Genomic DNA, 15,414 nt, shown 5'->3' with positions numbered 1-15,414 from the left:
CCAAGCGCATGCACACTCCCCCCATCACCGTCAGCGTGCGCGCGTTGTGCGAGTTCACCGCCAAGGCCGGCGACCTGGACCTGCGCTTCACCCCCAGCCCCAGCGCCATTGAAGGCATGTTGGGCCACGCCAGCGTGCGCCGCCGGCGCGCGCCGGCTTACGAGGCCGAGATCAGCCTGCAAGGCCAGCATGGGCCGCTGCTGGTGCGTGGCCGCGCCGATGGTTTTGACCCGGCGCTGCAACAGCTGGAAGAAATCAAAACCTACCGCGGCGATCTGGCAGCGCAAGCGGCCAACCAGCGCGCCCTGCATTGGGCGCAACTGCGCATCTACGGCTGGCTGCTGTGCCAGCAACGCGGCCTTGTGCAACTGCAGTTGGCCCTGGTGTACTTCAACATCACCACCCAACAGGAAACGCTGGTTTCTGAGACCGCCACCGCCGCGCGCCTGGAAGAACACTTTCACACCCAATGCGCGCGTTATCTGGACTGGGCAGAACAAGAAAAAACGCACCGAACACAACGCGACCAGGCATTGGCAGCGTTGGCGTTTCCGCATCCCGCGTTTCGAACCGGCCAGCGCGAACTATCGAAGGCCGTCTACCAGGTACAGCGCGCCGGGCGCTGCCTGCTGGCCCAAGCGCCCACCGGCATTGGCAAAACCGTGGGCACGCTGTTCCCGGCGCTCAAGGCCATGCCGGGCCAGGACGTGGACAAGCTGTTCTTTCTCACCGCCAAAACCTCTGGTCGGCAACTGGCACTGGACGCTGCGCAGCAACTGCAGACCAGCCCCAAGCAAGCCATTCGCATCCTGGAACTGGTGGCCCGCGACAAAGCCTGCGAACACCCCGACAAAGCCTGCCACGGCGAATCGTGCCCGCTCGCCAGAGGTTTTTACGACCGCCTGCCGGCCGCACGCCAAAGTGCCACCATCCAGCCCTTGCTGGCCCGCAACGCCCTGCGTGACGTGGCGCTGCAGCACCAAGTCTGCCCCTACTACCTGGGCCAGGAAATGGTGCGCTGGAGCGACCTGGTGGTCGGCGATGTGAACTACTATTTCGACAGCAGCGCCCTGCTCCACAGCCTAGCGCAGCAAAACGAATGGCGCGTCACGCTGCTGATAGACGAAGCGCACAACCTGCTGGAGCGCGCGCGCCAGATGTACAGCGCCACGTTGGATCACATCGCCCTGCGCCTGCTGCGCCGAACGGCCCCCGCAGCACTGCAAAAGCCGCTGGACCGGCTGCACCGCCAGTGGCTGGCCTTGCTGAAACCGCTGACCCAGGCCTACACCGCGTTCGACACTGTTCCGGCCAAGTTTCTCGGCGCGCTGCAAAACGCCAGCAATGCCATAGGCGAATATTTCGCCGAGCACCCGACCGAGGTCGAGCCCGCATTGCAACGCTTTCAGTTCGATACTGCGCAGTTTGTGCGCCTGGCGGAGGGCTTGGCAGATGGCTTGGTGGACCCGCTCCAGGGTGAAGCGTCCGCCGCATCGGACACAACGCCGCCGGCACCCTTGCGGCAGCATTCGCTGTTCGATATTCAACGTCCGGCCGAGGACCCGGCCGCTTCGCGCCTCACACTGCGCTGCGTGGTACCGGCGCCGCACCTAGCGCAGCGCCTGGCGAATGCCCATGCCGTGGTGTTGTTCTCGGCCACACTCAGCCCGCGCCACTTCTACCAGGACATGCTGGGCCTGCCCGCCAACAGCGCGTGGATAGACGTGGCTGCACCATTTAGCGCAGACCAATTGACGGTGCAGGTGGCACGCCATATCTCCACGCGCTACAACGACCGCGCGGCCTCCCTGCAGCCCATGGCGGAACAAATGGCCGCGCAATACAGCCGTTTGCCGGGCCACTACCTGGCCTTCTTCAGCAGCTACGACTACCTGCAGCAAGCCGCCGATGCGTTTGCGCTGCACGCCCCCGACGTGCCCATCTGGCGCCAATCGCGCCGCATGCTGGAGGCTGAGCAAACGCAGTTTCTCGCGCGCTTTGTGCCCGGTGGGCGGGGCATTGGTTTTGCGGTGCTGGGCGGCGTGTTCTCGGAAGGTATAGACCTGCCAGGTGACCGCCTCATCGGCGCCTTCATCGCCACACTGGGTTTGCCCCAGGTCAACCCTGTGAACGAGCAGTTTCGCGCACGCCTGCAAGCCACTTTCGGCCACAGCGGTGGCAGCGGCTACGACTACGCCTACCTCTTTCCCGGCCTGCAAAAAGTGGTGCAGGCCGCCGGCCGCGTGATCCGCACACCCCAAGACCAGGGCACGCTGTTGTTGCTCGACCAGCGCTTTGCGCGCGCCGAAATTCGGCGGCTGCTACCCGCCTGGTGGTCGCTGCACAGGCTGTAGCAGCTCACAGTGCCACCGGTCTCGGCGCACCAATTGCTGCTGCGCTTCCAGCACACGCAGGCTGCGGGCCACCGTTTCACGGGTGGTACCGAGCAGCTCGGCCAGCACGGTTTGGCTGGGCAGGCGCACACAGCTACTGCCTTGTTCAAGACACAGCAACTGCAACACAGCAAACAATTGATCACGCGCGCCGCCCATGCGCATGGCGTGGGCCCAATCGGTGAGCTTGCCAAACTCATGCATGTGCGCCAGCGCCAGACCCGACATGAAGCGCCCGCTCAGCACTCCCTGCCCACGCGCCACGGCAAAGTCGAGTTCGCAGCAACGCCCGGCCGTGCTGCTCACATACGACAATGGATTGGCTTGCGCCAGCAGCGCAAACGTACCCAGGGTCTGGCCCCGGCCCGTCAAACCGACCACGCGTTGGCGGCCCTCGCGGCTGCGCCGTTGCAGCAAAAGTGTGCCGGTCTTGAGGATGCGCAGGCTAGGTGACATCTCGCCTTGCGCCGCCAGCACCTGCCCTTTGCGGAAAGCAAACTCACGCATCAGTGGCACAAAGCCTTCACGCTCGGGCAGAGGCAGCCGGCCCACCGGACAAAGGTCCCGGCATGCACAGTCCATGCAGCGTTTCTGCGGCGGCCGCACACGCGCGCCGGCGCCGCCCATAGTCTCAGTCCCCGTTCCCAGCCCCTCCTGCTTCACAAACGTCTCCAAAATTTTCAGCGTAACCGCCTACTCTGCGGTTCACGGTTCGCAAACTGGCTGATTCGTCACATTCAGATCAAATTGCTGTTACTTTAGAACTAAATTTTTGCGCATCATGCCCAGCTTCATCCATTCGTTGTGACTGTGCGCCGATGAGAACCAATTTGCCAGTGAGCCAGCGCGAACATCAGATTGACGCTGGTGCGACGCTGTTGTCCACCACCGATCTGCAAAGCCGCGTGTGTTATGCCAACGCCGCTTTTGTGCAAGCCAGCGGCTTCGACCGCGCCGAGCTGATGGGTGAACCACACAACCTGGTGCGGCATCCGGATATGCCGCGCCAGGCTTTTGCCGACATGTGGGCCACGCTGAAGTCAGGCCAGTCCTGGTCGGCTCTGGTCAAGAACCGACGCCGCGATGGCGACCATTATTGGGTGCGCGCGAATGCCACGCCGGTGCTGCGTGGCGAGCAGGTGGTGGGTTATATGTCGGTGCGCACGCGGCCCGGCGCCGAAGAAGTGGCCGCCGCCGAATCGCTGTACCAACGTTTTCGCCAGGGGCGCGCCGGACGTCTGGCCTTCCGCCAGGGCCTGGTGGTGCGCACGGGCGTGCTCGCGCTCGGGTCGGCGCTGCAAACCCTGTCTTTGCGCTGGCGCATCAATCTGCCACTGTTGATCCTGTGGCCGCTGTTGCTGCTGGCCGTGATGGCATCGGGCGTGCCCCACGCCACGCTGCTGCTGTGGTGCGCGGGCAGCAGCATCAGCCTGCTCGCCTATGGCCTCTGGCTGGAGCGGCAGATCACGCGGCCTTTGCAGTTGATACTCGGCCAGGCGCGCCGAGTGGCCGCCGGCCAAGTCACCGTCCCCCTTCAGTTGAACCGTATCGACGAGGTCGGCATGCTGCTGCGCGCCGTCAACCAGTCCGGACTCAATCTGCGTTCGCTGGTCGACGATGTCAGTCTGCAGGCCACCGGGGTGCTGCACGCCAGCAAAGCCGTGGCCGAAGGCCACCACACGCTGCGCAGCCGCACCGAAGAAGCCGCCGCCAGCCTGGAGCAGACGGCCGCGGCCGTGGCCGAAATCACCGCCAATATCCAACACAATGCCGCCAACGTGCGGGCATCGGCCACGCTGGCCGGTTCTGCCGTGCAGGCCGCACATGCGGGCGACAAAGTGGTCGGCCAGGTGGCGACCACCATGGCGCAGATTGCCGAAGCCAGTGCTCATATCGGCAGCATCATAGGCACGGTCGAAGGCATTGCATTCCAGACCAATCTGCTGGCCTTGAATGCGGCGGTGGAGGCTGCGCGCGCGGGTGTGCAGGGACGTGGCTTCGCGGTCGTGGCCGCAGAGGTCCGGGCCCTGGCGCAACGCAGTGCCGCCGCCGCCAAGGAAATCAAAACCCTGGTCGGCCAAAGCGAGGCCCGCGTGTCTGACGGCGCACACCTGGTCGAGTCCGCCAGCGCCACCATGCAGTCCATCGTTGTACAGGTGCAGCAGGTCGCCGAGCTGATGGCGCAATCCAGCCTTGCCACCGCGAGCCAGGCCGGAGTATTGACCGAGATCAACACGGCCATTCGCCAACTTGACACCATGACGCAGCAAAACGCAGTGCTGGTGGAGCAAGGCTCGGCGGCGGCAGATGGACTGAAACAGCGCGCGGGAGAGCTGGCAGAGGCCGTGAATGTGTTTCGCAGCCATCCGGTGGCCGCACCTGCAGCGAACGTCAGCGCGCCCTCGGCGGGGCGATCAGGTGGCACCACTGGGGCACAACGCGCTTCGCTGACCTTGGTGTCGGACGGCTCGCCACCCCCAGGCCGACGCAGCGCCCCCATGGCCACGGTCACAGGAACTTGAACTGATGTACGGAGACCTTACCCCTTGCCCCCCTTTGGTTCGGACCACCGAATACTATGGTGAACACAGCCGCAGCAGCGGACTGCTGGACAGTGTGGCCGGGGCCATCATTGCCTCGGCACCAGACGGCATCATGTTGGTGGACCTGAATGGCACCATCTTGCTGGCCAATGAGACCATGGCACAAATCTCGGGTTATAGCGCCGAGGCCCTGGTCGGCCTGCCGGTGGAGGTATTTCTGCCACCGGCCATGCACACACGCCACCATGCCAACGTGCGCAGCCACGCCCAGCACCCCATGCGGCGCCCCATGGGCCGGCTGGGCAACCTGTCGCTGTTGCGCCGCGACGGCATTTCCGTACCGGTGGACATTTCCTTGAGCCAATGCCAAACCGACAAACGCATCGCCACCGTGGTGTTCGTGCGCGACATGACAGGCGTGAAGCGCATGGAGCAGCAGATGCAGTACCAAGCCACACACGACAGCCTGACCGGCCTGGTCAACCGGTGGATGTTCCACCAGCACCTGAACCTGGCACTGGCCCAATCGCTGCGCCAGCGACGGCCCCTGGCGCTGTTGCTGCTCGACCTGGATGATTTCAAATCCATCAATGACGGTTATGGCCACGCCGTGGGCGACAAGATTCTGCTCGAAGTCGCCCACAGGCTGGCCGCTGTGCTGCGTGGTGCCGACACCTTGGCCCGGCTCGGTGGTGATGAATTCATCGTGTTGCTGCCCGAGATACTGGAGGTGGCCGATGCCACCCAGGTCGCCAGCAAGCTGCTGGCCGCGCTGGGCCGCCCGGCCCTGGTGGACGGCAACGAAATCCAGCTCGGTGGCAGCATTGGCCTGGTGGTGTGCCCGCGCGACGCGCAAGACGCAGAGACCTTGCTGCGTTATGCCGACATGGCCATGTACCGCGCCAAGGCCGCAGGCCGCGGCACCTTCGCCGTCTACTCGGCCAGCATGGGCGCGCAGATGCGAGAAAAGCTGCAGTTGCAGGAACGGCTCAAACTGGCCTTGGAGACCGGAGGTCTGATGCTGCACTACCAGCCGCAAGTGGACGTGCTCAGCGGGCGCATCATCGGCGCCGAAGCACTGCTGCGCTGGCATGACACCGAACTCGGCGAGATCGCGCCCGCACGCTTCATCCCCATCGCCGAAGCCTCGGGTTTGATCCTGCCGTTGGGCGAATGGGTGATGCGTTCGGCGTGCCAGCAAGCCGCCGCCTGGGCGCGCGCGGGTACACCGCTACGGGTCGGCATCAATCTGTCGGCGCGGCAGTTTCGCCAGCAACGCCTGGCGCAGCGGCTGGGTGAACAACTGGCCGAGTTCGGCACCCCGGCGGAACTGATAGAGCTGGAGATCACCGAATCCGAAGCCATGGCCGACCCTCAGCAAACCAAGGACCTGCTGCGCGAGTTATGCCAACTTGGCGTTGGTATTGCACTCGACGACTTTGGCACCGGCTACTCCTCACTCGCCTATCTGCGTGAATTCCCCATCACCCGCTTGAAGATCGACCGTGCCTTCATCCAACCGATTGCCGAACGCGAAGCCGACGCCACCCTGGTGCGCGCGGTGCTGGCACTGGCCCATGCCATGCACCTGAGCGTTGTGGCAGAAGGTGTGGAGCAAACCAAGCAACTCGACTTTCTGCGCGAGCACGGTTGTGACTGCTACCAGGGTTGGTTGTTTTCCAAAGCCCTGCCGGCGACGCAGTTTGAGGCGTTGTTGGGACTGCAGCTCGTGCAAAAGGTTTAGCGTAGATAAGCGGGGAACGTCAGCCGGATGGGGGTAAGGTTTATGGAGCTGGCTCAGGAGCAGCTTGGTGACCGACAGCTTTGGGAAAGCGTGAGTGTCGCAAACGAGCCCCAAGCAGCTGCACGTTTTCCTCACAAGCGGACATTGAAATCGACACTTTCGTCCAGCGCTTCATTCATGCCGGGGCAGCAAGCTATCCACCAGCGCCTTCGGATAAAGACCTGCGAACAGCATCAGAGAAAGTAAGTTGACCGACGCATCTGCGACGGTCGAGTGCACATCGCGCTAAACGCGGATGTCTTTCATCCGCTTGGCCACGTCCCGAATCCATGGCTGCTTCGCCCAAAGCTGCTCGGCAAAGGCATTGATTTCATCCTGATGGTTGAGCGTCAAACCAATCACATCAACTCCCTGGAGGAACATGGAGCGGTGCCTATCCGAGATGGGAAAGCTAGCTTTCACACCGCCATAATTCACTTGCTTCTTGTCCACATCAATGGTCATCGGTGGCGCATTCTTCAGCTCGGCAGTAGTCATCATGGTGGCAACTTCATCTTCGGTCAGTTGCACTAGCAGCAAGCGATTTCCCATGGCATTCGAGTAAAAAATTTCGGCAAAGCTCGACGCTACGATAGCCTGCACGCCGTACTGCAACATTCCCCATACGGCATGTTCGCGGCTGGAGCCGCAACCAAAGTTTGAGCCGCCGATGATGATGTTGGCGCCGCGATGGGCGGGCTGGTTCAGCACAAAGTCTGGATTCAGTTGACCGGCTTTGTCGTGGCGCAAATCGTAAAGCACCCCTGGAGCCAAACCCGACTTGTCGATGCCGCGCAAAAACTGCTTGGGCATAATTTGGTCAGTGTCGAGGTTGTCGATACGCAGGGCCACGGCCTGCCCGGAAATCAGTGCGTTCTCAGACATGGTTCAACTCCATCGTGCGGACATCGGTAATCGCCCCGGTGACCGCAGCGGCGGCCGCCATGGCAGGGCTCATCAGATGCGTGATGGCCCCTCGGCCCTGGCGCCCTTCAAAATTGCGGTTGGTGGTGGAGGCACAGCGGATACCGTCCATCAACACGTCGTCATTCATCGCGAGACACATCGAACAGCCAGGTTTGCGCCACTCAAAACCGGCGGTCTTGAAAATCACATCCAGCCCCTCGACCTCGGCTTGCTTCTTCACCGCACCCGAACCGGGGACCACCATGGCGCGAACGCCATCGGCCACGTGCCGGCCAGCCACGACTTCGGCGGCTGCGCGCAAATCCTCGATTCGAGCATTGGTGCAAGAGCCGATGAAGACGTGGTCGATGGGCGTACCGGCAATGTTGGCACCGGGCTTCAGGGCGGTGTACTGGATGGCTTGCTCGGCGCTCCTGCGTTGCTCGGCACTCACGCTGCCAGGCAAAGGCACGGTTCCTGAAATCGGCACCACCTGGTCCGGACTGGTGCCCCAGGTTACATAGGGTTCCAGGTTTGAGGCGTCGAAGGTATGTTCCTGGTCGAACCGAGCATCCGCATCGCTATAGAGCTCATTCCAAGCAGCCAGGGCCGCATCACGTGTGGCGCCGACGATATCCGGGCATTTTTCCAGCACGTATTGCAGCGAGGTGGCATCGGGCGCAATCAGAGCACCACGTGCGCCGGCCTCTACCGCCATATTGCACAGGGTGAAGCGGGCTTCTACCGACAACTGGCTGACGGTCTCACCGCAGAACTCGACGACATAACCACGCGCTCCTTGGGCGCCAATCTGGCCAATCATCATCAGCACGAGGTCCTTGCTGGTAGTGCCCTTGGGCAGCACCCCGTTGACTCGGATACGCATGTCTTTTGCTGGGCGGTAGACCAAGGTTTGGGTGGCTAGCACGTGTTCGACTTCGGAAGTGCCGATGCCAAAACCCAGGGCCCCAAGTGCTCCATAGGTGGTGGTGTGGCTGTCGCCACATATCACCACCATGCCGGGGCGAATCATGCCGTGCTCGGGCGCGACCACGTGCTCGATACCCTGCATCGCGTCGTTGGTGTCGTACAGCGGAATCTGATGACGGGAACAGTTGCGTGCCAAGTTGCTTGCCTGCAGCGCAGAAGCGGCATCTTGGATAACACGAATCGACGTCGGGTGCGTCGGAATAATGTGGCTGACCACGGCAACGTTTTGGCCCGGCACGGCCACCCGACGCTTCTCATCGTGCAATCCAGCAAAGGCTTGTGGACTGGTGTATTCGTTCATCAGATGCAGATCGCAGAACAACAAAATGTTGTCAGCATCCAGACGCCGCACGGTATGGCTGTCGACCAGTTTCTGATAAAGCGTCTGAGGGTGGGGCGAACTCATGAGGGACATTTTTATTCTCCGGTGATGCCCCGCTCTTTGACCAGCTTTGCCCATTGCGGCAGCTCACGCTCCAGGCGGGTACGGGCTTCAGCGGGGGTTGAAGTGTGTGGGTCGAAGCCCTCTTTCGACATGCGTGTCTTGACGTTGGGGTTCGTCAACGCCGTACGTAAAGAAACATTCAGCTTGTCGATGACGGCAGCCGGGGTACCCGCTGGCGCAAAAACCATGAACCAGGTCTCGAACGCATAGTTGGGCAGACCTGCCTCGGCAATGGTGGGCACATCGGGCAAAAGTGCCGAACGTTTACCGCCTGTCACCCCAATGGCACGCAGCTTACCGGCTTGAACATGCGGGACAGCTGCCGATACGACGGGAAAGCTCATCTGCACTTGGCCGCCAATGGTGTCGACCAAGGCTGGGCCACCGCCACGGTAGGGGATGTGTACTACCGCCACATTGGCCGCACTCTTGAAGAGTTCTGCGGCGATGTGAAAGGTACTGCCCGAGCCGGCCGAGCCGTAACTGAACTGACCTGGTTTGGAGCGCAATACGGTCAACAGTTCATTGAGATTTTTCGCGGGGAAAGCGTTGTTGACCACGAGCACGTGCTGCGAGGTTACAACCATGCCGATGGGCGCCAGGTCCTTCAGCGTGTCATAAGGCATCTTGGGCGTAAGCGCTGGGTTGATGGCCAGCGACACGGTTTGCAGCCCGATGGTGTAGCCATCGGGTGCGGCCTTGGCAACGAAGTCCACGCCCAGGTTGCCGCCAGCGCCGGCACGGTTCTCGATGTACATAGACTGGCCGGTGGCCTTGCCCCATTCCTCGGCGACCAGCCGCGCCGCGATATCCGCGCTGCCGCCAGGTGCATAGGGCACGACCAGCTTGATGGGCTTTTGGGGAAAGTTGTCTTGTGCCAAGGCATGGGAAAAGGGCAGCACGGCAACCAAGGCTGCGACAAGGGCTCTGCGTTTCATCGATGTCTCCTGTTTATTGATTTGCTATCTCTGAAGCGATAGTAATAATCAACAAGGAATTAACAAAATACCTGTACTTCATTCTTTGTTGTGCTGAGAACAATAATGGACGCCTTCTCGGATTTGAATCTTTTCGCCCTTATCGCAAAGCTGGGCAGCATGGCGGCCGCAGCGCAAGAGGTCGGTGTCACGCCGCCTGTGGTTAGCCGTCGCCTGGCAACTTTGGAGGCGCGTTTGGGCGTGCGGCTCATGAACCGCACCACGCGGCGCATCAGCCTTACGCCTGAAGGCGAGGCCTATTTAACCGATGGCGCTCGCATCCTGGAGCAGCTCGCGGCGCTGGAGCATCGCATCGGCGGAGGTAGTCATCAGCCGCAAGGCATTCTGCGCGTGGGGGCGACACTCGGCTTCGGCCGCTCATACGTTGCTCCGCAACTGTCGAAGTTCACACAAGCCTTCCCGCAGGTCGAGGTACAACTGCATCTGACCGACCGCGCCATTAACCTGGTAGACCAGGGCTTCGATGTGGTGATTCGCTTTGGTGAGCAAGCGGATAGCCGTCTTACGGCTCGCCTGCTGGCCCACAACCGCCGAATCCTCTGCGCATCACCTGCCTACATTCGGCAACACGGCCTACCCCTCGCGCCGCGCGACTTAGGGAAGCACAATTGCATCTTTATCCGTGAAGGCGATGAGACCTACGGCACCTGGCACCTGCGCAAAGGCGACGACGTCAATTCGGTGAAGGTCCGCGCCAATCTCAGCTCAAATGACGGCACTGCGGCCTTGGCCTGGGCGCTCGATGGCCAAGGCATTCTGCTGCGCTCTCAATGGGATGTGGCTGAGCACATCCGCAAACGGAAGCTGGTACCGGTGTTGACGGAATGGGCACATCCGCCCGCCGATATCTACGTGGTGTTCCAAACATCCAATCAGATGCCAGCGAAGATTCGCTCGCTGGTCGACCGACTTGTGGCTGCATTTGCGCCATGGAGGCGGAAAGGGTCGGAACCCTTTGGCCCCTGGTGAAAACCAAAGAACACGGGGGCATGAAGCTCCACGCGCGCATTAGAGTTGCCGTGTTTCAGTTAAGCATTGCTCAGGACTCAACCCTAGGCGACGCACTGTTTGATGGCGGATGGTAGCAACTCGCATTTGGTGTGAACGCTGGGCTGTAGTTCCTTGCAGTGTTCGTGACTTGATTGACTGCGCGACGTGCAAATTTGCAATAGGCGAGTTCACGAAACCAGAACCTGCTCCTGGCCGAATTGAGGCATCGTATCAATTGCCCCAATTGGCCGCGCCAAGCCTATACACAACAAGCCAAGTAAGGCCGGCTTAGTCTCGTACCCCTCTTCGGAACTCCTCATACATCGACCAGCTGGCATCGGGCTCCACATGAATTTCGATAGGGAAAGGCGGCTTCCCCGCAAGTGCGGAATTCAGTGCAGAAAGAAACGCTTCTTCGGATTGAGCGTAGTAGGTCCATTCACGCAGGTTTTCACCAGTGGACACGAGTGCAAGCAAGCTAATCCCTGATTTCTCAACGCACGGACTCAACTCGTCTTCCATCCAATCCATGGCCTTGCGCTCCTCCACGACCGGCATGCCCGACTCAGACTTGTACCGCCACACCAAAATAACCCGAGACGAAAACTTTGCGCGGTCCAATTCCGGTTGAAATTTTTGAGCGTATCGAAAGACGATTGCTCGTCCGGTGTCTGCTTGTTTGGATACCGACTCAACCTTGGAGCTGAGTGGACGGTTTGGCCGCATTTGTGCCGGGACTGTAGACCACCGCGAAGCGCTCGCAGGCGACGAGCATGTTTTCGCTGAACTCTCTGCCGGCGCGAGCGCACTCGCGCTTGAAGTACATCCTGTGCGCCTCTTGCCAGAAGGACAGCGAGCCGTCGCCTTCTCCCTCCGTGGCCGCAAACTCCGCCGTGACCTCCAGGAAGGGCACGATTTCGACTGATTGGGTTTCGATGATGCACAGCGGCCGCCCCGACCAGTCTGTGACGATGCTCAGGTCGCCGGGTTGAGGAAGAGGTTTTCCATCCGCTTCGTATGACCACACCGCTCCAGCGGTTGCGCGCTTAGTGCCGCTTAACACAAGGGCCGCAAGCTCGTTGGCAAGTTCCTCACTGTCGCCGAAGAAGCAGGCTTCGTAGAAGCGCCCTTCGTCCACGCGGCCGGTGGACTTGGCGAAGCCGCTCCAGAACGGCGCAAGATGTAGCGGAATGGACATAGAGTAAATGGCGCGACCTAACGATAGAAGTAAGCGACTGGCTGCGGGCGGAACAACCAGCCCGCTGGACACCCTGGGCTTCGAAGCATGGCCGGCAGCTTGGTGATGGCTGGATGCATGTCCCTGGTGGCCGACTGTAGCCCAAAGCCTAGTCATTCCACTCTGGGCCGCTGCAGTGCCGCCCCGTGCGCGAATGCACTACTTAGGACTTGGAGTTAACGCCAGAGACGTTTTGCCATGCCCGTGGCTTTAGCGTAAATCGGAACGCCTGAGAACTCTGTCTCGACTGGAACCATGAGCGCTCGCCTACGCCATTGCCTGTGCGCCTGAAGGTAGAAGGAGTTCACCCAACATCGTCGAGAACACACTCACTTGACCGTACGGGCAGTTCAAACTCTTTTTCCCTATCAGAACTGAGTCCGGATCGATAGGGCATCCGGTGCAGCGGGTCTTGAGTCCATCTGGCTACCGTCACGCTAGCGCACTTAAACGCACTCAACCATCTGCGCCTCAACCAATGCCGTAAGCGCGCAAAAATGAAGATGCCGCACAAGCCCCAAGACTCGCGCAGGATATGGGTTAGATATAGCCCATCAACAGCAGGATCACCAGAATAAGCACGACCAGGCCCACACCACCGCTGGGCCCGTATCCCCATGCACGGCTATGCCCCCAACTTGGCAAGACGCCGATGAGAACCAGGATCAATATGATCAAAAGAATGAGTGAAATGGACATGGAATGTCTCCTGCGGGGTCGTTGTATATGAACGTGATGGTCGCTGCCTTGCGACGCGCCGTCAGCCGGAGTCCATCGCGCCACACGGTCAGGGTTTTCCTACGGAACAACGCTGGAGCACCGAGGTAAACGCGACTGGGTATGCACCAAACCCAGATCTATATTGAGCTTGGCCCGCTAGGCCCATATACAAGGGAGAGCCACGTGGCGATCAAAATGGCCTCTGGATTTCGAGGCTGGGGCCTGCAACATGTGTTCTGGTGCCCCCTTGTGGCCGAACAGCCGCAGATGTTTTCTCGGCCCACCTACGGCAAACGCCGCCCGGCGCGATTTGCAGCCGCTCACCTTTATAGACCGGGGCCTCTTCCCTGAAATTCGCCCCCGCAGCCGGTCTACGGTCTCTGTCCGTGTTGAACAGCTTCGCCATGGCGCGGGACATCAAGCGCCACAGCCAACAGACCTTTGACGCCCTGACACGCCACTCACCCCTATGGCTCACGCAATAGACAACGCGATGCTAGCGGACAGTCAAAGGCTGCGACTCACCCAAACAGGCGCCCCCAGGCGCGCGCCGGGGTCGTGTCCAAACCGAGCAGCTTGAGCCCCGCCCAGACCCCCAGCGCAGTAGAGTCCAAAGTCAGAATGTCGAACTCTTCTTCCAGCGCCGGCACCACCGGGGCGGCGGGCAAGTTGGTGCACAGCACCAGAATCGCATCTGGTTTGCTCGGTGCCACTTTGCGCACCAAGGCCCCAATCTCCGCAGCACTGATCGATGCAAACGAGATGTTGTCCTTCTGCGCCGCGTGGCTTTCACCCACCACGTCGTACCCGGCTTCAACCAATGCGGCGATGAGCTTCTCTTGGTAGACGTCGTCGTACGGCGTCACCAGCGCCACACGCGTGAGCTTGCGCTCGCGCAGCACCTGCTCCATGGCGATGATGGAGGTGCTGCACGGAATGCCGGTTTCCGCCAACACCTTGGCTGAAAAGTCGTGATCACAAGCCACCCCAATCTTCGCGCCCTTGCTACCGTTCCACACCATCACGTCGGGCTTGGCATGGGCCAGCAAACGCGCCGCGCCCAGCATGCCGGGTTCGTCGTAGCTGGTGGGGTAAGCGTCGGTCTCGCCAAACACCGGTGTGCGCGAAAACAGTGGTGTGACCTGGGGAAAGTTTTCCAGAATCGCCAGGGTCACGCGCTCAACCACGGTATTGCCCGAGGGTGTGATCACGCCCATGAACTTAGGCTCGGCCAGAAAAACTTGGTGCAACGTTTTGGGCATTGTTTTCCTTCAAGCGGGAACCAGCAGCGTGCGCTCGGGCGACCACACGGCCTGCCAGGTTTCACCCGGCTGCGGTGTCACGGTGCCGGTAGCTTCCACAGGCACGGTGCAAACAAAATGCGCGTCACCCGGCAGCTTGAGCCAGACCGACAAATACTGCCCAACAAACACCGATTGCGTGACCGTGCCGTTCACATGGTTGCCATGGGTGTGGGTGGAGTCTGTGGGCACCAGGCGAATGCTTTCGGGACGAATGGCCACCTGCACCTGGCTGCCCACGGGTAGCGCCGTGGGCACGGTGGAGGTCCACTCCACACCCGCAGCCGTGCGCAGGGTGGCCACGCCACTGGCCACACCAGCCAGGGTGGCGGGCACAAAGTTCGACGTGCCGATAAAGCCGGCCACAAACGCGTTGCCAGGCCTCTCGTACACCGTGCGTGCGGGCCCCACTTGTTCGATACGACCACCGCGCATCACCGCAATCTGGTCGGCCAGCACCAGGGCTTCTTCCTGGTCATGCGTCACCAGCACGGTGGTCAAACCAAGCTGGTTGCAGAGTTGGCGCAGTTCGATCTGCATGGTCTCGCGCAGCTTCTTGTCGAGAGCGCCAAAGGGCTCGTCCAGCAGCAACAAACGCGGCTGGTAGACGATGGCGCGCGCCAGCGCCACGCGCTGCTGCTGCCCGCCCGAGAGTGCAGCCGGCATACGCTCGGCGTAGCCGCCCAGCTGCACCAGCTTCAGCGCCTCATCGCAGCGCGCCATGGCCTGGTCTTTGGCCACACCACGCATGCCCAAACCAAAGGCCACGTTGTCGCGCACGTTGAGATGCGGAAACAGCGCGTAGTTCTGGAACAGCATGCCCAGGTTGCGTTGGTGTGTGGGCAGCCGGGTGATGGATTCACCATCGATGCGGATGTCGCCTGCCGACGGCGCCACCAGCCCCGCGATCATGCGCAGCGTGGTGGTCTTGCCGCAACCCGAGGGGCCAAGCAACGCCAGGATCTGCCCTCCCCCCACATGCAGGCTCACGCCATCCACCGCTGGCGGGCCGCTGCCGTAGGTGCGGCTCACCTGATCGATCTGCAGCGTAGCGCCAGGTGTGGGGTTTTCTGAAAGCGTTGCCGTCATGGGGTTCTCCGCATCAATT

Annotated in this window: 13 protein-coding genes; 4 read left to right on the top strand and 9 right to left on the bottom strand. The window is 61.4% G+C overall.

The window, feature by feature from the left end; all coding sequences use genetic code 11:
• Positions 1–8 precede the first annotated feature (8 nt).
• The gene (locus ACFQ95_RS04670) at positions 9–2,354 is read left to right on the top strand and encodes an ATP-dependent DNA helicase (protein WP_422829654.1); all 2,346 of its coding nucleotides are present in this window, start codon (positions 9–11) and stop codon (positions 2,352–2,354) included.
• On the opposite strand, the gene ACFQ95_RS04665 is transcribed toward ACFQ95_RS04670, so the two are convergent.
• On the bottom strand, positions 2,322–2,975 hold the full coding sequence (locus ACFQ95_RS04665; RefSeq protein ID WP_422829653.1) for a Crp/Fnr family transcriptional regulator: 654 nt from the start codon (positions 2,973–2,975) through the stop codon (positions 2,322–2,324). The genes ACFQ95_RS04670 and ACFQ95_RS04665 overlap by 33 nt on opposite strands.
• A 236-nt stretch (positions 2,976–3,211) precedes the next feature.
• On the opposite strand from ACFQ95_RS04665, the gene ACFQ95_RS04660 reads away from it, so the two are divergent.
• On the top strand, positions 3,212–4,915 hold the full coding sequence (locus tag ACFQ95_RS04660) for a methyl-accepting chemotaxis protein (RefSeq protein WP_422829652.1): 1,704 nt from the start codon (positions 3,212–3,214) through the stop codon (positions 4,913–4,915).
• A gap of 34 nt (positions 4,916–4,949) precedes the next feature.
• Positions 4,950–6,680 carry a putative bifunctional diguanylate cyclase/phosphodiesterase gene (locus tag ACFQ95_RS04655; RefSeq protein ID WP_422829651.1) on the top strand — a complete coding sequence of 577 codons (1,731 nt, stop codon included), beginning with the start codon at positions 4,950–4,952 and terminating at the stop codon, positions 6,678–6,680.
• Positions 6,681–6,965: 285 nt separating this feature from the next.
• On the opposite strand, the gene leuD is transcribed toward ACFQ95_RS04655, so the two are convergent.
• Genes leuD through ACFQ95_RS04640 form a run of 3 tightly spaced genes read right to left on the bottom strand, consistent with a single transcriptional unit; the run spans position 6,966 to position 9,998 of the window.
• Positions 6,966–7,604, bottom strand: a complete 639-nt coding sequence (leuD, locus tag ACFQ95_RS04650; protein ID WP_422829650.1) for a 3-isopropylmalate dehydratase small subunit — start codon at positions 7,602–7,604, stop codon at positions 6,966–6,968.
• Positions 7,597–9,021, bottom strand: coding sequence for a 3-isopropylmalate dehydratase large subunit (gene leuC, locus ACFQ95_RS04645; RefSeq protein WP_422829838.1), 1,425 nt, complete (start codon positions 9,019–9,021; stop codon positions 7,597–7,599). The genes leuD and leuC overlap by 8 nt, the downstream gene beginning before the upstream one ends.
• A gap of 11 nt (positions 9,022–9,032) precedes the next feature.
• Complete coding sequence (locus ACFQ95_RS04640; RefSeq protein ID WP_422829649.1) at positions 9,033–9,998, bottom strand: tripartite tricarboxylate transporter substrate binding protein; 966 nt, start codon at positions 9,996–9,998, stop codon at positions 9,033–9,035.
• A gap of 105 nt (positions 9,999–10,103) precedes the next feature.
• On the opposite strand from ACFQ95_RS04640, the gene ACFQ95_RS04635 reads away from it, so the two are divergent.
• On the top strand, positions 10,104–11,027 hold the full coding sequence (locus ACFQ95_RS04635) for a LysR family transcriptional regulator (RefSeq protein WP_422829648.1): 924 nt from the start codon (positions 10,104–10,106) through the stop codon (positions 11,025–11,027).
• Positions 11,028–11,336: 309 nt separating this feature from the next.
• Here the strand turns inward: ACFQ95_RS04635 and ACFQ95_RS04630 are convergent, their stop codons facing one another.
• From ACFQ95_RS04630 to ACFQ95_RS04610, 5 genes are all read right to left on the bottom strand, one after another.
• Positions 11,337–11,774: a DUF695 domain-containing protein gene (locus ACFQ95_RS04630; RefSeq protein ID WP_422829647.1), complete on the bottom strand. Its 438-nt coding sequence runs from the start codon at positions 11,772–11,774 to the stop codon at positions 11,337–11,339.
• On the bottom strand, positions 11,740–12,246 hold the full coding sequence (locus ACFQ95_RS04625; protein ID WP_422829646.1) for an ASCH domain-containing protein: 507 nt from the start codon (positions 12,244–12,246) through the stop codon (positions 11,740–11,742). Before ACFQ95_RS04625 ends, ACFQ95_RS04630 begins: the two co-directional genes overlap by 35 nt.
• 579 nt (positions 12,247–12,825) lie before the next feature.
• Complete coding sequence (locus tag ACFQ95_RS04620) at positions 12,826–12,984, bottom strand: DUF3309 family protein (protein WP_422829645.1); 159 nt, start codon at positions 12,982–12,984, stop codon at positions 12,826–12,828.
• A 542-nt stretch (positions 12,985–13,526) separates the two neighbouring features.
• The gene (locus tag ACFQ95_RS04615; protein ID WP_422829644.1) at positions 13,527–14,267 is read right to left on the bottom strand and encodes a maleate cis-trans isomerase family protein; all 741 of its coding nucleotides are present in this window, start codon (positions 14,265–14,267) and stop codon (positions 13,527–13,529) included.
• A 9-nt stretch (positions 14,268–14,276) separates the two neighbouring features.
• A complete protein-coding gene (locus tag ACFQ95_RS04610; RefSeq protein WP_422829643.1) occupies positions 14,277–15,395 on the bottom strand; it encodes an ABC transporter ATP-binding protein in 1,119 nt (372 codons plus the stop codon).
• Positions 15,396–15,414: the final 19 nt, after the last annotated feature.

This window comes from Variovorax sp. HJSM1_2, assembly GCF_049316285.1.
GTDB lineage: Bacteria > Pseudomonadota > Gammaproteobacteria > Burkholderiales > Burkholderiaceae_C > Rhodoferax_B.
The sequence above is the reverse complement of the archived record's forward strand: the minus strand, read 5'-3'. Positions and strand labels throughout refer to the sequence as shown.